Source organism: Pseudomonas sp. WP18 (assembly GCF_036689585.1).
Lineage (GTDB): Bacteria > Pseudomonadota > Gammaproteobacteria > Pseudomonadales > Pseudomonadaceae > Aquipseudomonas > Aquipseudomonas chlororaphis_E.
Window position 1 is genome coordinate 3,261,675 of record NZ_CP144758.1, and the last position, 22,388, is coordinate 3,284,062.

14 protein-coding genes are annotated in these 22,388 nt (G+C 60.8%); 8 read left to right on the plus strand and 6 right to left on the minus strand.

Annotation, left to right across the window (positions count from 1 at the left end):
• Positions 1-46: 46 nt before the first annotated feature.
• Positions 47-1,456: a TolC family outer membrane protein gene (locus tag V5F23_RS14435; RefSeq protein WP_042730126.1), complete on the minus strand. Its 1,410-nt coding sequence runs from the start codon at positions 1,454-1,456 to the stop codon at positions 47-49.
• 2,152 nt (positions 1,457-3,608) lie between these two features.
• Here V5F23_RS14435 and V5F23_RS14440 point away from each other — a divergent pair.
• From V5F23_RS14440 to V5F23_RS14470, 7 genes are all read left to right on the plus strand, one after another.
• On the plus strand, positions 3,609-4,373 hold the full coding sequence (locus tag V5F23_RS14440; protein ID WP_042730127.1) for a transporter substrate-binding domain-containing protein: 765 nt from the start codon (positions 3,609-3,611) through the stop codon (positions 4,371-4,373).
• 198 nt (positions 4,374-4,571) lie between these two features.
• Positions 4,572-5,825 carry an efflux RND transporter periplasmic adaptor subunit gene (locus tag V5F23_RS14445; RefSeq protein WP_042730128.1) on the plus strand — a complete coding sequence of 418 codons (1,254 nt, stop codon included), beginning with the start codon at positions 4,572-4,574 and terminating at the stop codon, positions 5,823-5,825.
• Between the two features lie 14 nt (positions 5,826-5,839).
• The gene (locus V5F23_RS14450) at positions 5,840-9,019 is read left to right on the plus strand and encodes an efflux RND transporter permease subunit (protein ID WP_047738711.1); all 3,180 of its coding nucleotides are present in this window, start codon (positions 5,840-5,842) and stop codon (positions 9,017-9,019) included.
• On the plus strand, positions 9,016-10,437 hold the full coding sequence (locus V5F23_RS14455; RefSeq protein WP_042730130.1) for a TolC family protein: 1,422 nt from the start codon (positions 9,016-9,018) through the stop codon (positions 10,435-10,437). Before V5F23_RS14450 ends, V5F23_RS14455 begins: the two co-directional genes overlap by 4 nt.
• Positions 10,438-10,650: 213 nt before the next feature.
• Positions 10,651-11,706: a tetratricopeptide repeat protein gene (locus V5F23_RS14460; protein ID WP_042730893.1), complete on the plus strand. Its 1,056-nt coding sequence runs from the start codon at positions 10,651-10,653 to the stop codon at positions 11,704-11,706.
• A gap of 165 nt (positions 11,707-11,871) precedes the next feature.
• A complete protein-coding gene (locus tag V5F23_RS14465) occupies positions 11,872-13,374 on the plus strand; it encodes an ATPase domain-containing protein (RefSeq protein WP_047738712.1) in 1,503 nt (500 codons plus the stop codon).
• Positions 13,371-15,041 carry an ATP-binding protein gene (locus V5F23_RS14470; RefSeq protein ID WP_042730895.1) on the plus strand — a complete coding sequence of 557 codons (1,671 nt, stop codon included), beginning with the start codon at positions 13,371-13,373 and terminating at the stop codon, positions 15,039-15,041. Before V5F23_RS14465 ends, V5F23_RS14470 begins: the two co-directional genes overlap by 4 nt.
• 125 nt (positions 15,042-15,166) lie before the next feature.
• Here the strand turns inward: V5F23_RS14470 and V5F23_RS14475 are convergent, their stop codons facing one another.
• Genes V5F23_RS14475 through V5F23_RS14495 form a run of 5 tightly spaced genes read right to left on the minus strand, consistent with a single transcriptional unit; the run spans position 15,167 to position 21,683 of the window.
• Positions 15,167-15,544, minus strand: coding sequence for a response regulator (locus V5F23_RS14475; RefSeq protein ID WP_042730896.1), 378 nt, complete (start codon positions 15,542-15,544; stop codon positions 15,167-15,169).
• The gene (locus V5F23_RS14480) at positions 15,537-16,802 is read right to left on the minus strand and encodes a hybrid sensor histidine kinase/response regulator (RefSeq protein WP_047738714.1); all 1,266 of its coding nucleotides are present in this window, start codon (positions 16,800-16,802) and stop codon (positions 15,537-15,539) included. Before V5F23_RS14480 ends, V5F23_RS14475 begins: the two co-directional genes overlap by 8 nt.
• Positions 16,803-16,807: 5 nt before the next feature.
• Entirely contained in the window at positions 16,808-17,395 is a 588-nt protein-coding gene (locus V5F23_RS14485; RefSeq protein ID WP_042730898.1) for a chemotaxis protein CheB, read from the minus strand.
• A complete protein-coding gene (locus V5F23_RS14490) occupies positions 17,392-18,207 on the minus strand; it encodes a protein-glutamate O-methyltransferase CheR (protein ID WP_042730899.1) in 816 nt (271 codons plus the stop codon). The genes V5F23_RS14485 and V5F23_RS14490 overlap by 4 nt, the downstream gene beginning before the upstream one ends.
• Positions 18,207-21,683, minus strand: a complete 3,477-nt coding sequence (locus V5F23_RS14495) for a response regulator (protein ID WP_338495428.1) — start codon at positions 21,681-21,683, stop codon at positions 18,207-18,209. The genes V5F23_RS14490 and V5F23_RS14495 overlap by 1 nt, the downstream gene beginning before the upstream one ends.
• 259 nt (positions 21,684-21,942) lie before the next feature.
• Here V5F23_RS14495 and V5F23_RS14500 point away from each other — a divergent pair, with 259 nt between their 5' ends.
• Positions 21,943-22,314, plus strand: a complete 372-nt coding sequence (locus V5F23_RS14500; protein WP_042730901.1) for a response regulator — start codon at positions 21,943-21,945, stop codon at positions 22,312-22,314.
• The last annotated feature ends 74 nt before the right edge of the window (positions 22,315-22,388 follow it).

Below are 22,388 nucleotides of genomic sequence, written 5' to 3' on the forward strand. Positions count from 1 at the left end.
GATTAAGAAAACTTTGATGCCTGGGGAAGCATCAAACAAAATCCATTCAAACTCCCGGAGGAAGGAAATCTCGCTCCGGCACGTAATCCTGCTTCAAATAGACAGATAAGGATTTGAGGTCATCAACACTTAAAGTCCCTGCGGCCTGCTTCAGCTTCAGGTTGTCGATAATGTAGTCATAGCGTGCGTTGTTATAGTCGCGAACCACTGCATACAGTTGCCTTTGCGCAGTCAGTACATCCGCGATATTTCGCGAGCCGATATCAACTCCGACCTGATTGGCCTCGACGGATTTTCTGGCAGAGACAATGCCTTGGCGGCGGGAAGCAATTTGCGCGATATCAGTATTGACACTTCTGAACGCATTTCGAGTGTTCAGCACAATCTCACGACGTCGATCTTCCTTTTGGTCCTGACTTTCCAAAAGCCGCTCGGCTGACTCTTTAACTTTGGAGCGGGTCATTCCGCCTGAATAGATTGGAATATTCAGCTCAATGCCGATGCTGCTCTGCGAAACATCGTCACGATAGCCGTTGCGGCCAAAGTCGGTAGGGTTGCTGTAACCGAAACTATCGTTGTCACCCTTACGGTAAGAGGCTACCGCATCGATCGTGGGTAAATGGCCAGCCTTATGCTGCTTGAGGGTTTGGGCAGCAGCTTGCTCGGCTTGCTCACTGGCTTGGAACTGCAGGTTCTGACGAACCGCTGTGTCGACCCAGGACTGTGCCTCGTTAGGGATCGGGGATTCGACGGGGAGCTGATGTCCGATTCCAGAAATGGTGCTGTAGGATCGGTTGGTCAAACGACCCAATGCTTCATACGCATCGTCAACCTTTCGCTGCACCACTTGCCGATTCGCTTGCACGTTGTCATAGGCCGCTTGAGCGTCGTACACGTCAGTGATGCTCGATGCTCCGTCTTCCAACCTGCCTTGCGCCTGATCGCGCTGATGGAGCAAAGCGGCTTCTTCAGCCTGGACCGCTGCCAGAGCATCAAGCTGACGCAACGTCTCAAAGTATGCCTCAGCGGCAGTCAACGCCAACGATTGCACCTTAACCGAAAGCTCCAACTCCGCTTGAGCGACACTCGACTCTGCCGCCTTCAATTGAAACCATCGGTCGACGCGAAAAAGGGGCTGACTGAGATTGGCTCGAAACGTGGTCCCGCTGCGCTCTCGACTGAGCGAGGGTTCGTCGCGCTCCAAACGAACTGTTTCTGAGGTTGCACCAGCCGTCAAATTGGGCAGCAGACCGGAGCGAGCTTGGGGTACCGCTTCGCGCTGAGCCAGATAGGCGTGGCGAGCCGCAGCCAGTTGTGCATCGTTTTTAAATGCAGACTGGTACACACCAATAAGATCGGCGTGATCTGAAGACGAACGATCAAAAGAAAAAGCTAAAGGGCTCGATGCGCAGCCCGCAATAAGTACACATCGGCAAACCGAGTCAATGAGATTCATTACTGCTTATCCAGGAAGCGATCACTTAAAAATCCATTCCATTAGCTCGGCTCAACGCCTAAAAACTTTACTCCTTCCTACCTGTAGAAAAGATTTTTCGTTCCAGGATGTGCCCAATACCAAAGAGTCTAATTTTTTTCGGCAGCATTAAACGCTTATAAATGCTATAAAAATCACACACACTCGACTTTCGCTATATACCAAATAACAAATAATTCTAAATACCTTCGACCTGCCATACCAAACTCCCGCCAAAACGCAACGCCCATTCGTCAGATTGATTGGATTCTCGAAAACTATATATAGCACCACGCCTTATAACCAAACACGGCACAGCGCTTATCCGAATTTACGAATATGTGTTTATGGTTGGTATGGCAGCTTTTCTTGAAAGATATCAAAAAGCCATCACCCAATCCATGTGCTTCCTAATTGTGAGCTTCCAATGCAAATCGACTTTCAGGTCAGGTCAGCCAGTTGCACTCACATCTTTTTTATAAGTCATTGATTGTAATGATCTTTAGTAAGGATAAGCTGAGCTCGCTTCCTGCTTCTATTCCCATGAGACGGCATGTAAGGCTAATCGATTTTCGACCAACGGCAGGGTTTGGGTCTAAACGATGAAATTCCGAACAGTGTTAAATGGGCACGCAAGGAGTGGCCAGAACTACCATCACTCGCATGTCCTAGATAGTCAGGCGGAATGCTGAGGAATGGGCTATTGGCCTGCTCCTCCTAATGACTACTCAGCAAGCCGTAAGAAAGATGATGGGTGAACGATTCCGGGCACCGCCCGCATGTACGACCGATATCGACAGCCAGCGCAAGCAGCTCGCGACGTTCGTTCAGTAGATACAAACGCAAAAAAATAACTCCAGCGCCTGCGCTCCAAGCTATTCGAAAGCTCCGAAGCTGACCACGAACACCCGTTATACTTGGCGACATGGCCATGGTGTTGACTCTGTTCGCTATACATCAAATATCGAGCCCCTTCCGTCGTGATAGGCGAAACAACGAATCATGAAGACTCATTACTCCATTCAATCACGCCGCAGGGTTCCCTACCGACTTTCTATAGCATCGCTGAACATCTATGGGGGCGAGGATGTGATGTCGATACAGACGGTGATTGCGCTGGCCCAGATGATCATCAATGGACAGAACTGACTTTGTCGCTTCGCGGTTCATCGGGACAGCGCTTGGACATTGATCCCGTCTCACTCATGCCACTGAGGTTGGTAATCCGCTCATCGCACCCAAGGCTCTGCCAAAGAGCAGCCGAGTATCTCCTGTCTGTCTCGGGAAGCTCTGTCGCTCAGGAAGAGATGATCATCGAGTGACAAGGCTCGCCTTCCCTCCCCCGTTGCCAGCCACTCTTCACTCACGCTGAGCAAACGCGCCAACTGCTCTATACGCATTTAGCGAGCCAATTCGTCAGACACTGCGGGCTGATGCTAAGCAGCTCCGAAGAACTAGCGAAAGAGATGTAGTGCTCTCCTAGCGTGGCCCTCAAACGTTGCCCACTGGCCCGTCGGGAGCGTGAAAGCGAATGTCTACGCTGGTCGTTCTTACCGCTGGTCATTAACAATGCTCTGCCTACTGCAACTGCGAATAACCGGACCCAATGTAGGGGTCAAAATGCAGGATGGGATAGGGTGAGCGCGCCTCGATTCGCATAAAGGGAATCGCCCCACAAAAGACGGTTAAAAAGACCTACAGACCGAACCTAAGCGAGGGATGCGCTGACGTATCAGGCGGCAGCAGACATGTCAGGAGAAGCTGATAATAAGTCCATCACCACGAGCAGGCACACCGACGTGGGCCCCAGACGAAGCCTGAATCGATGCAATCTGCCAAAACTCTTGTGAGAGCGAGTTCGAGACTCATCGACGGCGGGCTGTTACGACGTGATCTTGTACCGGCTATCCATCGAGCCGCTGCTCATCCAAATCCGAGGCTTGCGCCAAGTAAATGATCTATACCTTCAGAAACACGCAATCAGGCCAAGGTGGCACTACGGACGTGACCGGATGGAACGATCGTGGCGTATCCGAATCTCTGCCTCCTATAAAGAAGCCGGCCTGTAGACGTTGTAACCGGCGCCCCGCACGCCTGGATTGGCGCACCACTTTCAATGCCTGAAGTATCGTCCATGAGTCCGACCCAACGCGTTTTGAATGCCCCCAGCAAAGCGCTGTACCGAGTTTGCCTATTGCTGGCGCTGCTGGCTGCCCGCGCGGCGAGCGCTGAGCCTCCCGTCATTGAACTGCACATCCTCGATGCACCGCCGCTGACGTTCGTCGACGATCCCAGGGGCTACGGAATCGTCGGCGATGTCGCCGTGGCGGCCATGGCCAAGGCCGGCTATCCGGTGAAAATCCACGTGCTGCCCTGGGCCAGGGCGCAGAAACACGTGAGCGAGGAACACGATCACCTGATCACCCCACTGTCGCGCATACCCGGCCGCGAGAACCGCTTCACCTGGATCGCGTCGATCATGCCCATGGAGCGGGCATTCTTCAGCCTGGAACAGCGGGTCGACAGCTTCGCCCAGGCGCGGGACACTTTCCACAAGATCGGCGTCGGCCTGGGCAGCGCGCAAGAAGAGATCCTGCGCACCGAAGGCTTTCGCGATGACCAGATCTACCCCTTGGCCATTGGCGAGAACCCGGCTCAACTGCTGCTGATGGGGCGCATCGATGCCTGGTTCAACGGCGTGCCCGAGAGCCGCTACATATGGCCCAAGGTGTCCAAGCGCAAATTGCTCATGAGCCCGGTGGGCAGCAATGCCGATCTCTACCTGGCCTGCTCGAAGCAATGTTCCCCGAAGATGGTCGACGACCTGCGCAAAGCCGTGGACGCCCTTCGCGCGGAGGGCGCGATCAAGCGAATCCATGACGTCTACCTGCCGAGGTAGACAGCTGGCGAGGTCGCCCCTCGTCAGCCAGCCATCATTAGTTTTATTGATAGCAGCCTAACGAAAGCCCCGGACTAGAGGCGTTATCGATGGCTTATATCATTCCGAATGATAGTTACCTTTATTTCATTCGATTCGTTCCCTTGACGCACGCCACGCATCATCCGCCCATTCTCAATACATTGGCGGATGCTATCCATGGAACATTCACTTTCAAAACTGCGTTTTCCCCTCGCCCTGCTGGCGGTGCTGGTGATGAGCGCCTGCGGCAAGACCCCGGACACGGCGGCCTCCATGCCACCGGCCAAAGTCAGCGTCGCCAAGGTCCTGGAACAACCCGTCAACGAATGGGATGAATTCACCGGGCGCCTCGAAGCACCGGAAACCGTCGAGATCCGTCCACGGGTCTCGGGGCAGATCGACGACGTAGCCTTCACCGAAGGTGCGCTGGTCAAGAAGGGCGACCTGCTGTTCCAGATCGACCCACGCCCGTTCCAGGCTGAGGTCCGTCGGCTCGAAGCCCAACTGGCCCAGGCCCGCGCCACGGCGACCCGTAGCGAGAACGAAGCCCAGCGCGGCGACCGCCTGCGCCAGAGCAACGCCATCTCCGCCGAACTGGCAGACTCGCGCACCACCGCCGCCCAGGAAGCCCGTGCCGTCGTCGCGGCCATCCAGGCACAACTGGACCTGGCCAAGCTGAACTTGAGCTTCACCCGCGTCACCTCGCCCATCAGCGGACGCGTCAGCCGCGCGCAGATCACCGCCGGCAACCTGGTGACCGCCGACGTCACGCCGCTCACCAGCGTGGTGTCCACCGACAAGGTCTACGCTTACTTCGACGCGGACGAGCGGGTCTTCCTCAAGTACACCCAGCTCGCCCGCCAGGGCCAGCGCGGCCAGGCTACGCCGGTCTACATGGGCCTGTCCAACGAGGACGGCAACCCGCACCTGGGCCAGATGAACTTCGTCGACAACCAGGTCAACCCGCAGACCGGCACCATCCGCGGTCGCGCCGTGTTCGACAACAAGGACGGCGAGTACACCCCAGGGCTGTATGCCCGCCTGAAACTGGTGGGCAGCGGCACCTACTCCGCCGTGCTGATCAACGACGAAGCCGTCGGCACCGACCTGGGCAAGAAATTCGTGCTGGTAATGGACGCCGACAACAAGCCGGCCTACCGCGCCGTCGAGCTGGGGCCGAAGATCGAAGGCCTGCGCATCGTGCGCAACGGCCTGAGCAAGAACGACACCATCATCGTCAAGGGGCTGCAACGGGCACGTCCGGGTTCGCCGGTTACGCCTGAAACAGTACCGATGGCCAGCGACGACACCCTCGCGGCCCTGGCACAACAACGTAAAGCGCTCGAAGCCAGCAACCTGCCTCAAGTCGCGCCTTCCAAGGCAGCGTCCGGAGCGGCGGGCAAACTGGCCGCGACGACCCCACGCGGTTAAGGGACCGAATCCAGATGAAATTTTCCCAGTTCTTCATTTCGCGGCCGATCTTCGCAGCGGTGCTCTCGCTGCTGATCCTGATCGCCGGCGCCATCTCGCTGTTCCAATTGCCGATCAGCGAATACCCCGAAGTGGTGCCGCCGACCGTCGTGGTCCGCGCCAACTTCCCCGGCGCCAACCCCAAGGTCATCGGCGAAACCGTGGCCGCGCCCCTGGAACAAGCCATCACCGGTGTCGAGAACATGCTGTACATGTCCTCGCAGTCGACCGCTGACGGCAAGATCACCCTGACCATCACCTTCGCCCTGGGCACCGACCTGGACAACGCCCAGGTGCAGGTGCAGAACCGCGTCACCCGGACCGAGCCCAAGCTGCCGGAAGAAGTGACCCGGATCGGCATCACGGTGGACAAGGCCTCGCCCGACCTGACCATGGTCGTGCACTTGACCTCGCCGGACAAACGCTACGACATGCTCTACCTGTCCAACTACGCCCTGCTCAACATCAAGGACGAGCTGGCGCGCCTGGGTGGCGTGGGTGATGTGCAGTTGTTCGGCATGGGCGACTACTCCCTGCGGGTCTGGCTGGACCCGAACAAGACCGCCTCGCGCAACCTGACCGCCACCGACGTGGTCACCGCGATCCGTGAACAGAACCGCCAGGTCGCCGCCGGTGCCCTGGGTGCGCCACCGGCGCCGAATGCCCAGGCCTTCCAGCTCTCGATCAACACCCAGGGTCGCCTGGTAAGCGAGGAAGAGTTCGAGAACATCATCATTCGTTCCGGCGCCAACGGCGAGATCACGCGCCTGAAGGACATCGCCCGGGTCGAGTTGGGCTCCAGCCAATACGCCCTGCGTTCGCTGCTGGACAACCAGCCGGCGGTGGCGATTCCGATCTTCCAACGTCCCGGTTCCAACGCCATCCAGATCTCCAACGACGTTCGCGCCAAGATGGACGAACTGAAGAAGGGCTTCCCGGCCGGCATGGACTACAGCATCGTCTATGACCCGACGATCTTCGTGCGCGGCTCCATCGAAGCGGTGGTCCACACCCTGTTCGAAGCACTGATTCTCGTAGTGCTGGTGGTGATCCTGTTCCTGCAGACCTGGCGCGCCTCGATCATTCCGTTGGTGGCGGTGCCGGTCTCGCTGATCGGTACGTTCGCCGTGATGCATCTATTCGGCTTCTCGCTGAACGCCCTCTCGCTGTTCGGTCTGGTATTGGCCATCGGTATCGTGGTGGACGACGCCATCGTGGTGGTGGAGAACGTCGAGCGGAACATCGAGTTGGGCCTGGCCCCTGTAGAAGCGACCAAAAAGGCGATGGGCGAAGTGACCGGGCCAATCATCGCCACGGCCCTGGTGCTGTGCGCGGTATTCGTACCGGCGGCATTCATCAGTGGCTTGACCGGGCAGTTCTATAAGCAGTTTGCGTTGACCATCGCGATTTCCACGGTGATCTCGGCGATCAACTCCCTGACCCTGTCCCCTGCCCTGGCCGCTGTGTTGCTCAAAGGCCACGACGCGCCCAAGGACCGTTTCTCGCGGTTCCTGGACAAGCTTTTCGGTGGCTGGCTGTTCCGACCGTTCAACCGCTTCTTCGAGCGTGCCAGCCACGGTTACGTGGGCACCGTCGCCCGTGTGATCCGCAGCAGTGGCATCGCCCTTCTGCTCTACGCCGGCCTGATGGTGCTGACCTTCTTCGGCTTCTCCAACACGCCGACCGGCTTCGTGCCCGGCCAGGACAAGCAATACCTGGTGGCCTTTGCCCAATTACCTGACGCCGCGAGCCTGGACCGGACCGAAGACGTGATCAAGCGCATGTCCGACCTGGCCCTCAAGCAACCGGGCGTGGAAAGCGCGGTGGCCTTCCCTGGCCTGTCGATCAACGGCTTCACCAACAGCCCGAACGCCGGCATCGTGTTCGTGACCCTCAAGCCCTTCGACGAGCGCAAGGACCCGAGCCAATCGGCCGGTGCCATTGCCGGGGCCTTGAACGGCCAGTTCGCCGGGATCCAGGAAGCCTACATGGCGATCTTCCCGCCGCCACCGGTACAAGGCCTGGGGACGATCGGTGGTTTCCGCCTGCAAATCGAAGACCGGGGCAACCTGGGCTACGACGAGCTGTACAAAGAGACCATGAACATCATCACCAAGAGCCGCAGCGTGCCGGAACTGGCCGGTCTGTTCACCAGCTACACGGTGAACGTGCCCCAGGTCGATGCCGCCATCGACCGTGAAAAGGCCAAGACCCACGGCGTGGCCGTCAGCGACATCTTCGACACCCTGCAGATCTACCTGGGTTCGCTGTATGCCAACGACTTCAACCGCTTCGGCCGCACCTACCAGGTCAACGTCCAGGCCGAGCAGCAGTTCCGCCTCGAAGCCGACCAGATCGGCCAGCTCAAGGTGCGCAACAACCGTGGCGAGATGATCCCGCTGGCGACCTTCATCAAGGTCAGCGACACCTCGGGCCCTGACCGTGTGATGCACTACAACGGCTTCATCACCGCTGAAATCAACGGTGCCGCCGCCCCGGGCTACAGCTCCGGCCAGGCCGAGAAAGCCATCGAGAAGCTGCTCAAGGACGAACTGCCCAACGGCATGACCTACGAGTGGACCGACCTGACGTACCAGCAGATCCTCTCGGGCAACACCGCGCTGTTCGTGTTCCCGCTCTGCGTACTGCTGGCGTTCCTGGTGCTCGCGGCGCAGTACGAAAGCTGGAGCCTGCCGCTGGCGGTGATCCTGATCGTACCGATGACCCTGCTGTCGGCCATCACCGGGGTGATCGTCTCCGGCGGCGACAACAACATCTTTACCCAGATCGGCTTGATCGTACTGGTGGGGCTTGCCTGCAAGAACGCGATCCTGATCGTCGAGTTCGCCAAGGATAAACAGCTCGAAGGCATGAACCCGCTGGCAGCGGTCCTGGAAGCGTGCCGCCTGCGTCTGCGGCCGATCCTGATGACCTCCTTCGCCTTCGTCATGGGCGTGGTGCCCCTGGTGTTCTCCAGCGGCGCCGGTGCGGAAATGCGCCATGCCATGGGTGTCGCGGTGTTCTCGGGGATGCTCGGCGTGACCTTCTTCGGCCTGCTGCTGACCCCAGTGTTCTATGTACTGATCCGTAACTTCGTCGAGCGCAGCGAGGCCCGCAAGGCCGCCCGGGCCTTGAAACTGGAGGCGCAACAATGAGTTTGAAAGCATTCGTGCCGAGCTTGCTGGTCCTGGCACTCAGTGCCTGTGCCGTGGGCCCGGACTACCAGGCCCCGCACACGGAGGCGGCAAACATCACCACCGCCACCGACGGTGCCGCCGGCCAGAAAAACTTCGACCGCGCCCGTTTCGAAGGCGTCTGGTGGCAGCAGTTCGAAGACCCGACGCTCAATGCGCTGGTCACTCGTTCGCTGGAAGGCAACCGCGAGTTGCGCGTGGCCTTCGCCCGTCTGCGGGCCGCGCGGGCGATCCGCGACGACGCCAGCAATGACGCCATGCCGACCATCACCAGTCGCGCCAGCAGCGACCTGGGCAAGGGCCAGATTCCCGGACAGACCACCGACCGGGTCAACACCGAGCGCTACGACCTGGGCCTGGACATGGCCTGGGAACTGGACCTGTTCGGGCGCATCCAGCGCAACCTGGAAGCCACCGACGCCGACCAGCAGGCGGCCGAGGCTGACCTCTACCAATTGCAGGTGACGATGATCGCCGAGCTGGTGGACGCCTACGGTCAACTGCGGGGTGCGCAACTGCGGGAAAAAATCGCCCTGGCGAACCTGAAGAACCAGCAGGACTCGCGCAAGATCACTGAAAGCCTGCGCGATGCCGGCGTCGGCGACCAACTGGATGTGGTGCGCGCCGATGCGCGCCTGGCCTCGGTGGAAGCCAGCGTGCCCCAACTGCAGGCCGAACAGGTGCGCCAGCGCAACCGCATCGCCACGTTGCTGGGCGAGCGCCCGGACAGGCTGAGCGTGGACCTGAGTCCCAAGCAGTTGCCGGCGATTGCCAAGGCACTGCCGATCGGCGATCCGGGTGAGCTGCTGCAACGACGTCCGGACATTCTCAGTGCCGAACGCCAGTTGGCCGCTGCCACGGCGCGCATCGGGGTGGCCAAGGCCGACTTGTTCCCACGGGTCAGCCTGAGCGGCTTCCTCGGCTTTACCGCCGGGCGCGGCTCGCAGATCGGCTCCTCGGCCGCCAACGCTTGGGCACTGGGCCCGAGCATTACCTGGGCAGCCTTCGACCTGGGCAGCGTACGGGCACGCCTGCGCGGTGCCAACGCCGAAGCTGACGGCGCCCTGGCGACCTACGAGCAGCAAGTGCTGCTGGCCCTGGAAGAATCGGAAAACGCCTTCAGCGACTACGGCAAGCGCCAGCAACGGCTGATCTCGCTGATCCGCCAGAGTGAATCGAGCCGTGCCGCCGCCGACCTGGCCGAAATCCGCTACCGCGAAGGCACCGTGGACTTCCTCGTGCTGCTCGACGCCCAGCGCGAACGCCTGGCCGCCGAAGACACCCAGGCCCAGGCCGAAGTCGACCTGTACCGCGGCATCGTCGCGATCTACAAGGCCCTCGGTGGTGGCTGGCAACCGGAGACCGTCGCCAGCAACTGAGCCCCTTTGTAACCGAGCTCCTTTGGTTGGCCGCAACCAACCAATTGCCTTGCCCCGCCTCTCATTCGGACGCGGGGCTTTTTTTGCCCGGGGATTGGAGAGGCCGCCTTCGCAAGCAAGGCTTCCCTACAGAAACCATTACAAGGTTTGACTCAAAGCCCGGCCTGACCGAAGCTTGCGACATTTCATGTTTCACGGTTATGGATTACCTGCATGTCCCCGTCTCGCCGCTATTGGCTTCTGAGCCTGTCCGCCCTGCTCGTGATCGGTCTGGTCGCGATCTGGCTCCGTAGCACCACCCCCCAGATTCCCGAAGCCGTCAAGCGCGGTTACAGCGAAGCCCTGGAACAGGCGCGCAACGGGCAACCGGGGGCGGCGCGGATGCTTTACCAGCAACTGGGCCGCCCGGACCTTTCGCCCAAGCGTCGGGTCTGGCTGCACGCCGAGCTGCCGAACTACCCCAGCCCCCAAGCCCTGAAGCTCGCCGATGCAGACCTGCACAGCGAATCGCCGCCAGTGCGCCGCGCCGCCATCGGCAGCATCGTCGGCCTGGTGCCGACCGGCCAACGCAGCCTGCTGCTGGGCCCCCTGCTCGATGACAACGACCAGCAAGTGCGCTTTGCCGCCGTGAACGCCCTCCTGGGCTTGTCGCCCGACGAGCTGGGCTTGTACTTCGGCGCCATGCAACTGGCGATCGACACCTGGGAACAGGTGCTCGAAGACGGCCCGCCAAGCGCCGAATCCCACTACCAGCTCGCCCGACTGCACCTGCACAACGCCGAGTTGAAAAAGGCCCAGCAAGCGCTGGAACAGGCGTTAAAGCTGCAACCGGACAATTTGCCGGCGCTGGTCATGCAGATCGAAGTGCTGGACAAGCAAGGCCAGGGCGAAGCGGCGCGACAACTGCTGGCTCGCCAGTTGCAAACCCAGCCGGACTCGGCTTATCTGCAACATGCCTTGGGCCTGTGGCTGTTGCATCACGGCCAAAGCGAATACGCGGTGCTCGGCCTCTCGAAAGCCGTGGAGCTTGAGCCTGACAACAGCACTTACCGTTATGACCTGGCGACCACGTTGCATGCCGAGCAGGAACTGGAGGCCGCGCAGAAACAGCTCCAGGAGATCGTCCAGCGCCACCCGGCCAATCGCAAGGCGCGGGTATTGCTGATCAATTACTGGAAGGAGAGCGGACAACTGCAGAACGTGCAGATCCTGCTGGCCAAACTCGAACAGCTCAACCCGGACGACCCGGCCTTGCAGCAAGGGCTCTAGCCATCGCAACGGCGGTGCGGACGTTACCTGCGAAGTTGTGCAGCAACGCTCGTTTTGTCAAAGGAAGCGGAACCGCCATCACCCCCCAAGGTCAAGTATTCAGGCAGCTCATTTTCAGGCCCCGCGAGGCCTGCTGCCACATCCCTAGTCATGAGAGGGCATTTTTTGTCTACATCCAACGAGTTGATCAGTGCCAAAGCCGCCACCGGTATCGAAGGGCTGGACGACATCCTTTCCGGTGGCTTGTCCCGCAGTCACGTGTTCCTGCTGGAGGGGGAACCGGGAACCGGCAAGACCACGGTCGCGTTGCAATTTTTGCTGGCTGGCGCCCAAGCCGGCGAGCGCTCGCTGTACATCACGCTGTCGGAAACCGAGCGTGAATTGCGCCAAGGCGCGGCGTCCCACGGGTGGACGATCGATGAAAACGTGCACATCTTCGAGCTGACGCCCCCTGAAAGCCTGCTTAACGCCGAGCACCAGCAAAGCCTGCTGTATTCCTCTGACCTCGAACTGGGGGAAGCGACCCGGCAAATCTTCGAAGTGGTCGAGCGGGTCAAACCCAGCCGCGTGGTGCTCGACAGCCTGTCGGAGATCCGCTTGCTGGCGCAGAGTTCGCTGCGTTATCGCCGCCAGATCCTGGCCATCAAGCATTATTTCGTGCGCTACGACGCCACCGTGCTATTGCTCGACGACCTCACCACCGAATCGCTGGACAAGACCGTGCACAGCGTCGCCCATGGGGTGATCCGCCTGGAAGAACTGACGCCCACCTACGGCGCCGAACGTCGACGCATCCGGATCGTGAAGTATCGTGGGCAGAAGTACCGCGGCGGGTTCCACGACTTCACCATCATGGGCGATGGCGTGCATGTGTTCCCGCGCCTGGTGGCCGCCGAGCACCGGGGTACCTACCAGCGCCTGCAGTTGTCCAGCGGCATCGCCGAAATGGACGCACTGCTGGGCGGAGGCATCGAAACCGGTTCGAGCACGCTGATACTGGGCCCTGCCGGTACGGGCAAGTCGTTGATCGCGCTGATCTTCGCCGCCGCGGCCGTACAACGAGGGGAAAAGGCTGCGCTGTTCATTTTCGACGAAGAACTCGGCCTGTTGTTCGAGCGCATGAGAAACCTTGGCATTGATCTGCAGGCCCTTCAGGACACTGGCAACCTGCTGATCGAGCAGGTAGACGCCGCCGAACTGTCTCCCGGCGAGTTCTCCCACCGGGTACGACGTTGCGTCGATGCCGGCGACATCAAGACCGTGGTCATCGACAGCATCAACGGCTACCAGGCCGCGATGCCGGAAGAGAACGCCCTGGTGCTGCACATGCACGAGCTGTTGCTCTACCTCAACCGCAAGGGCGCCGCTACATTCATGACCGTGGCCCAACATGGCCTGGTCGGTGACATGCAGGCCCCGGTGGACATCACTTACCTGGCCGACACGGTGATTCTGTTGCGTTATTTCGAAGCCCTGGGCAAGGTCCGCCGGGCCATTTCCATCATCAAGAAACGCACCGGCACCCATGAATCGACCATCCGAGAATACCGCATCAGCAGCAGGGGCATGACCATCGGCGAGCCGCTGGAAGCGTTCCAGGGCGTATTGCGTGGGGTACCGACCTACATGGGAGCGGATAATCCGTTGCTCAAGGATGAATCACAGTGACGTCAGTCGAGCCCGTGTCGGAGCGGGCGTTGATTCTCGCTCCGCTGGGACGGGACAGCCAGATCGCCCTGATGATTCTCAATGAAGCCGGTTTTGGCGGCCTCATCTGTCGGCACCTGGGCCACCTGTGCGAAGAACTGGCGCATGGCGCCGGGCTGCTGGTGATTTCCTCGGAAGCCCTGATGGGGCCTGACCTGGAGGCATTGTTCCTGCACATCGAGCAGCAACCGGCCTGGTCCGACCTGCCCATCGTCCTGCTGACCCATCACGGAGGCCCCGAACAGAACCCGGCGGCGCGCATTGGCGCGCAACTGGGCAACGTGACCTTCCTCGAACGGCCGTTCCATCCGGTGACCCTGGTCAGCCTGGTGACCACGGCCCTGCGCGGCCGCCGAAGGCAATATGACGCCCGGGACCGCCTGATCGACCTGAGCAACAGCGAACAGCGGCTCCAGACCACCCTCGAAACCCTCGAACAACAGGTGGAAGAACGTACCGCGCAGCTTCGCCACAATGAAGAGGCCTTGCGCCAATCCCAGAAAATGGAGGCCGTCGGCCAGTTGACGGGGGGCATCGCCCACGACTTCAACAACATGCTGACCGGGATCATCGGCAGCCTGGAACTGTTGCGCCGACGCCTGGCCCGGGGGCGCACCGAAGACCTGGACAGCCTGATCGACCTGGGGGTGACATCGGCCAACCGCGCCGCCGGCCTGACCCACCGACTGCTGGCCTTCTCACGCCGCCAGTCGCTGGACTCCAAGGCCGTGCAGATGAACACCCTGGTGCTGTCCATGGGGGAGCTGCTGCAACGTAGCCTCAACGAGAGCATTCGCCTGGACATGCAACTGGACGACCAGCTCTGGGTCGCCGAGGCGGACCCCAACCAACTGGAAAGCGCCCTGCTCAACCTCGTGCTCAACGCCCGGGACGCAATGCCGGATGGCGGCAACCTGGTGGTGCGGACCTCCAATCAGCACCTGGACACGACCTTTACCGACGCCTACAGCAACCTCAAACCTGGCGACTACGTGGTGCTGAGTGTGCAGGACACCGGCTGCGGCATGCCTGAAGCAGTGATGAACCGCGCGTTCGATCCGTTCTTCACCACCAAGCCGATCGGCCAGGGCACCGGGCTCGGGCTGTCGATGATCTATGGCTTCAGCAAGCAGTCGCGCGGTCACGTGGCCATCGACAGCACGGTGGGCGAAGGCACCACCGTGACCCTGTACCTGCCGCGTTTTGTCGGCGAAGAAATCCACGAACCCCAGGTCGCCGCCCAGCATCCGCCGTACGCACAGGATGGCGAAACCGTACTGATCGTCGAGGACGATTCCGCGGTGCGGGTGCTGGTCAGTACCGTGCTCAGCGAACTGGGCTATGCCTTCGTCGAAGCGGCAGACGCCAATGAGGCGGTGCCGATCCTGCAGTCAGGCCAGCGCATCGACCTGCTGATCAGCGACGTCGGCCTGCCCGGCATGAACGGCCGGCAACTTGCGGAAATCGGCCGGCAGATCCGCCCCGACCTGCGCGTGCTGTTCATCACCGGCTACGCCGAACACGCAGCGGTACGGGGCGGCTTCCTCGACCCCGGCATGCAGATGATCACCAAGCCGTTCACATTCGACCTGTTGACGGCAAAGGTGCAGGAAATGATCGGAGGCTGAGCCTAACGGCTTCGTGGCGACTCGTGGCGAGGGAGCTTGCTCCCGCTGGGCTGCGCTTGCGAGACCGCAAAGGCAGCCCATCCTTCCCGGATGGGCTTACGGTCAACCGCCCTGCCCCCGGTTTCTCAGGACAGCATCGACTGCATCATGTCTTGCAACACGTCCAGGTCGAAGGGTTTTTCCAGGATCGGTGCCTTGCGGGTGATGGGGCTGTCGGTGTCGCGTACTTCCTGGGCGTAGCCGCTGATGAAAATGACCTTCAGTTCCGGGCGCAGCTTGACGGCCGGCTCGGCAATCTGCACCCCGGAGATCCCGCCCGGCAGGCGGAAATCGGTGATCATCATGTCCAGGTGCGGCTTGCTCGCCAGGATCTCGAACGCCCGCGCACCGTCCTCGGCCTCCAGCACGCGGTATCCCTCGCCCGACAGGTAAGCCGACAGCACCATCAGGATCGACGGGTCGTCTTCGACGATCAGTACAACATCTTGCGCATCTTCACTCATGAGAAGCCTTTGTTCGATCAATAGCTGCTGATACGACCCTGGGGTCACTCAGAGGTTGCGTTTGTCCGACAACTTTCTGAAGAGGCAGGGAAACACGAAACAACGCCCCTTCATTGAGGCGACTATTGACCGTAATGGTACCCCCATGGGCCGTCACAATCTGCTCGGAAATGAACAGCCCCAGTCCCAGGCCGGCGGTGACCGCCTTCGAAGAGACCCGCTCGAATTGCTGGAAGATGCGCCGCTGGTTTTCCTCGCTGATGCCAATGCCATGGTCCTGGACCTCGACACACGCGTGCTCGGGGGTCTGGTAGACCCGCACTTCGATCGGGCCCTTGCCGCCGTAGCGCAGCGCATTGGTCAGCAGGTTCGACACCACCTGCTCGATCCGGAACTCATCCCAGAACCCTTCCACCGCCGGGTCAGCCGTGCAAATCAGCGAGCACTCGGCAATCGCGATCTGCGGCTGGAAGTTGCGCACCAGGTTTTCCACCAGCGCCGTGAGGTTCATGCGCGAAGGTCGGATCGACAACTTGCCGGTGCGAATCCGTGACACGTCCAGCATGTCTTCGATCAACCGGATCAGGCTCTTGATCTGGCGCTCGTCGCGCTCGACCATGGCGCGCACCTTGTCCAGGGTGAAGGCTGCGGCATTGTCCCGGGCCAGGTGCATCTTGCGCAGTTGGGTCTCCAGGATCAGCCCATTGAGGGGCGTGCGAACCTCGTGGGCAACGATGGACATGAAATCGTCACGCATGCGCACCGCCTGCTCCAGCTCGCCGCGGGTGACCTGCAGCTGCTGCAGCAACGCCTCCTGCTCCCGGCGGCTCTGCTCAAGGGCGATCACCTGCTCCTTCATGGCCTTGCGCTGGCGGTAGAGCTCGACGAACACACTGACCTTGCTTTTGACGGCATGGGTGTCCAGCGGCTTGTGCAGGAAGTCGACGGCACCGTTCTCGTAGCCGGTGAACGCATAGTTGCGTTCACGACCGGCGGCGCTGACGAAGATGATCGGGATGCTGCGGGTCTTTTCCGTGCCGCGCATCAGCTCGGCCAGTTCGAAACCGTTCATGTCCGGCATTTGTACGTCGATGATGGCCAGGGCAAAGTCATGCTGCAGCAGCAGGGACAGCGCGCCGTCCGCCGAGAGAGCCTTGAAGACCTCGCGGTCGTCGCCCTTGATCAACGCTTCCAGGGCCAACAGATTCTCCGGCAGATCGTCGACGATCAGCAGTTTGGCTTGAATATCTCTTGGCATGTGGTTCATTCCAGCCCGGCCAGCAACTGGCCGATGGCTTGCAAAGTAAGAATATGATCGGGCTCGTGCAGGGCCAGCGCCGCTTCGGGCATGGTCGCGACCTGGGCTTCGCGGGGATCCTGCACCACCGTGTAGCCTCCCAGCTCGCGAACCTTCGCCAGGCCCTTGGCGCCGTCGCTGTTGGCACCGGTCAGGACCACCGCCAGCAGATGCCGGCCGTAGACATCGGCGGCCGACTCGAACAACACGTCAATGGACGGTCGGGAATGGTGCACCGGCGCTTCGAGGCTCAACGACAGGCTGCGGTCGGCCTCGACCGACAAGTGATAACCGGGCGTGGCGACATAGAGGGTGCCGGGCACGATGTCCTGCTTGTCCCGGGCCTCCTCGACCGGAACCGCGAGACGGTGGCCGAATACCTGGGCCAACTGGCTGTCGCGCTCATCGGGCAAATGCAGCACCACCAGGATCGGCAAGCCGAAGCCCTTGCGCAGGTGTCCGAACACCTTGAGCAACGCTTCGACACCACCGGCGGAGGCGCCAACGACAATCGCCTCGATGGGAAACTTGGGTCTGTCCATCGTCTCGTTCATAACTTGCGATAGATCCGTTCCGGTTTGACCAACGGCTCGAATGCGTTGCCGTAGGTCGAGAAATCCAGCGTTTCCTTACTGCCCAAGACCAGGAAACCACGGTGGCACAGGGATTCGTGAAACAGTCCAAATGCGCGATCTTGCAATTTTTTATTGAAATATATCAATACGTTACGACAAGAAATTAATTGAGTTTCTGAAAAGACACTGTCGGTCGCCAGGCTGTGATCGGCAAAGGTCACGTTCTGGCACAGGGTCTTGTCGAACATCGCGTAATCGTAGGCCGCGGTGTAGTAATCGGCAAACGAGCAGCGTCCCCCGGCCCGCTGGTAATTCTGGGTATAGCTGCGCACGTTTTCCAATGAAAAGATGCCCTGCTTGGCCTTTTCCAGCGAACGCGGGTTGATGTCGGTGGCGTAGATGAGCGTGCGATCCAGCAGGCCTTCCTCGCGCAGCAGGATCGCCATGGAATAGACCTCCTCCCCCGTGCTGCACCCGGCGATCCAGATCTTGATCGAGGGGTACGTCCGAAGCAGGGGCACGACTTCCTCGCGGATCGCCAGGAAATGCGTCGGGTCGCGAAACATCTCGCTGACAGGGATCGTCAGCAGCTGCAGCAACTGCATGAACGCCCCCGGGTCGTGCAGCACGCGCTCCTGCAACGCCGAGATGGTCTTGCATTCGAATTGGGTCAGCGCGTGGAGGACCCGGCGCTTGATGGAAGCGCCGGAATAATCGCGGAAATCGTAGCTGTACTTGAAGTAGATCGCGTCGATCAACAAGCGCAATTCAATGTCTGAGTCTCGTTCCACTAAATTCTTTCCATATTCGGCAACCACACGCGAATCAGCGAGAACAGACGATCCAGATCGATCGGTTTGGCCAGGTAATCGTTGGAGCCCGCCGCCAGGCAGCGCTCCTGATCATCCTTCATGGCCTTGGCCGTCACGGCAATGATCGGCAACTTGCGCCAGCGGGGGTCCTTGCGGATCAGCGCGGTGGCTTCGAATCCGTCCATTTCCGGCATCATCACGTCCATCAACACCAGGTCGATGTCGTCGACTTCGTTCAGTCGCTCGATCGCCTCAAGACCGTTGCGGCCGATGACCACGATCGCTCCCTTGGCCTCCAGGGCGCTGGTCAGGGCGAAAATGTTGCGCACATCGTCGTCCACCAGCAGCACCTTGCGGCCCTCGAATACCTTGTCACGGCTGCGGGCGGTCTGGAGCATCCGCTGCCGTTCATGGGACAACCGGGATTCGACTTTGTGCAGAAAAAGTGTGACCTCATCCAGCAGCCGCTCCGGCGAACGGGCGCCCTTGATGATGATCGAGCGCGAATACTTGCGCAGCTCGGCCTCTTCGTCGCGGGTCAGGTTGCGACCGGTGTAGACGATCACTGGCGGGAATGAACAGATGTCCTCGGTGGACATGCGCTTGAGCAGGTCGTTGCCGAGCATGTCCGGCAACTTGAGGTCGATGATCATGCAGTCATAGACGTTGTCGCGCAGCAGGTCCAGGGCTTGCTGGGCCAGGCCAACGGCGGTGATCTCAATGTCATCGTCGCCGATCAGGCGGGTAATGCTGTCGCGTTGCAGGTCGTCGTCTTCCACCAGCAAGACCCGCTTGACCTTCTGCGTGAGCTTGGCTTCCAGGCGGGCGAACACGTCCTTGAGCTCTTCGCGCGTGGTCGGCTTGACCGCATAGCCGATGGCGCCCATGTGCATCGCGGCCTCGACGCGGTCCTCGACGGAAATCACGTGCACCGGGATGTGCCGGGTGCCGGCCTGTTCCTTGAGGCGCTGCAACACCGTCAACCCCGAGTGATCCGGCAGACGCATGTCCAGCAGGATCGCGTCGGGGCTCAGCCGTGACGCCAGGTCGAACCCTTCGTCGGCACCGTGGGCCACCAGGCACTGATAACCGAGTTCGTGGGCGAGGTCGAACAGGATCCGGGCGAACTTGGGCTCGTCCTCGATCACCAGGATGCAACGGCTGTCGAACGGCGCATTGTCCCGATCATCGGCGAACTGGGCAATGGGCGTCTCCACGTCGGCAATCAGCGCAGCCGGCGTCGGCTTGGGCACCACGGGTGCCGTGGTCGTCGGGGTGAATGTGCGCGGCGCGACCGGTTGCTCGCCAGCCTCGACATAGCGCTCCGGCAGCACCAGGGTAAACACGCTGCCCTGCCCCGGCTCGCTGGAAACCGAAATCGAACCGCCCAGCATGGCCGCCAGGTCCCGGGAAATCGACAAGCCCAGGCCGGTGCCGCCATAGCGCCGATTGGTGGTGCCGTCCGCCTGGCGGAAGGCCTCGAAGATGATCTGCTGCTGGTCAGCCGCAATGCCGATGCCGGAATCGCGCACGATGAAGGCAATGCCGGAGCCCGGTTGACCGGCCACAGTGAGCGAGACTTCGCCGTGCTCGGTGAATTTCACCGCGTTGGACAACAGGTTCTTGATCACTTGCTCCAGGCGCTGGCGGTCGGTGTACAGCATCGGCGGTGCGTCCGGCAGCAACTGCACCTCGAACGCCAGGCCCTTGTCCGCCGCCAGGGGCTTGAACATTTCCCGCAGCCCTTCGACCAGGCGCGGCACGCTGGTGTTTTCCGGACGCACTTCGAGCTTGCCGGCCTCGACCTTGGAGATGTCGAGAATGTCGTTGATCAGGTTCAGCAGATCATTGCCGGCGGAATAGATCGACTCGGCGAACTTGACCTGTTCCTCGGTGAGGTTGTGCTGCGGGTTTTCCGCCAGCAGCTTGGACAGAATCAGCGAGCTGTTGAGCGGCGTGCGCAGCTCGTGGGACATGTTGGCAAGGAACTCGGACTTGTACTTGCTCGAACGCTGCAACTCTTCGGCGCGCTCCTGCAACTGGACCTGGGCCTGGTTCAGCTCGTTGTTCTTCTGGTCCATGGCGTCGCGTTGCTCGGCCAACTGCTCGTTGGTCTGCTCCAGCTCCTGTTGCTGGGCCTCCAGATGCGCCTGGGATTCCTTGAGGATGCGCGACTGCTCCTCCAGTTCTTCGTTGGCGGTCTTGAGTTCTTCCTGCTGGACTTGCAACTCTTCGTTCAACTGTTGGGTTTCGGCCAGCACTTCCTGCAAGCGCTGGCGATAACGCGCGGCCTCGATGGACGTGCCGACATTGCCGGCCACTCGCTCCAGCAACTCGATGTCGCGTTCGCCGAGCGGGCGCAGGAAGCCCAGCTCGATGACGCCGTTGATCCGTCCATCGTCGCTGGTCGGGACCACCAGCACACTGTTGGGCAACCCCTGGCCCAAGCCGGAGCTGACCTTCAGGTAGTCATCGGGCACTTCATCCAGGCGGATCAGGCGTCCTTGCTGCACCGCCTGGCCGGCGATGCCTTCACCGGCCTCGATGACCTGGCGCTGCTGTTCTTCATCCTGGGACATGCCATAGGTCGAGACGCGCCTCAGGAGGCCGCTTTCTTCGCGCACGTAGATCGCCGCCACGGCCGTGTCCAGGTACTGGGCAAAGAACTGCAGGATGTTGCGCCCCAGCAGGTTGAGCGTCAGTTGTCCCAGGACCTGCTCGGCCAACCGAGTCTGGCCGTTGCGCAGCCAGGCGAGTTTTTCCAGGTGCGCGGCGCTTTGTTGCTGGACTTTCAGGCTGGCACTGTAGCTGTTGGACAGCCCCAGCAGGTCCCGACGGCCGATGTACGCCAGCAGACCGCTGACCAGCGCGACGAACACCAGGTACAGGGCGATGCTCCAGACGGTGGTGGCCCGTACCCGCTCGTTGCGTTCGGCGCGCAACTGCTGTTCGGTCTCGACGATGTCCTCGAAGGTCTTGCGGATTTCGTCCGTCAAGCGCTTGCCGCGCCCGGCCTTGACTGCGCCGCGGTAATCGCCGCTGCTGCGTTGCAGGTCGATCATGCTCTGGGCATAGCCGGCCCATTCCGTCTGGAGCGCCTGGACCCGGTGCAGGCGGTCAGTCTGGATCGGGTTATCGGCTGTCAATTCCAGCAATGTATCGAGTGCCGCTGAAATCTGTGGCTTGGCCACTTCATAGGGGTCGAGGAAATGCTCGTCGCCGCTCAACAGGTAACCGCGCATGCCGGTTTCCAGGTCCACGCTCAGTTTGATGGCTTCGTTGGCATTGTTGATCACCCGGTCAGTGTGGCCGACCCACTGGATCACCGACAGCAGGTAGGTGATCAGCACGACGAAAAACACCGCGCTGAGGGCGCCGATGCCCAGTGGCAGGCTGATGTTGCGGCTCAGGAGTTTACGAAAACTCTGCTCGTCGACCGAAGACGGAAGGGTCATGGAATAGGCCTTGGTGGACAGTTGAAAAGCGTGGAGTTTGCCCGAAAAATACCGGCTGATTCCACATTTTCCGACAAGTCAAAGGCGCAATTCCCACAGGCAGTCTGCCTTGCAGCGAAGAAGCGACTATCCTTGTCAGCTCTTGTACTATAGATCCTTTCTTGTACAACTCCGGGAACTTGTGCCACCTCGCCACTTACTGATGCATGAGGCGAATCATATTGATGCCCCACCCGTCCCTTTTTTCGAGAATGCCGATATGTCCACCCCTGTTCCCGCCACCCCACCCACCATTCTGGTCGTCGAGGACGATGACATTGTACGGATGCTGATCGTCGATGTGCTGGAAGAGCTGGAGTACCGGGTGCTGGAGGCAGATGGCTGTGACCAGGCGCTGGAATTTTTGCGCAACGAGCAGCAGCCCATCGCGCTGATGATGACCGACGTGGGCCTGCCGGTGATGGACGGCCGGGAACTGGCCAAGCAGGCCAGGCTGGTGCGCCCCGGGCTGGCGATCCTGTTTGCCAGCGGCTATGCCGAGAGCATCGACGTACCCGAGGGCATGGCGGTGATCGGCAAGCCGTTTTCCATCGATCAGTTGCGCGACAAGGTCCAAGGCATTCTTTCTTGAGCCCGGGCGTAATCTTGGTCACTATCGGCGCCCCGCGCGCCGACGGCGCCTGATTCGATCCAAGGAAGCGCCCG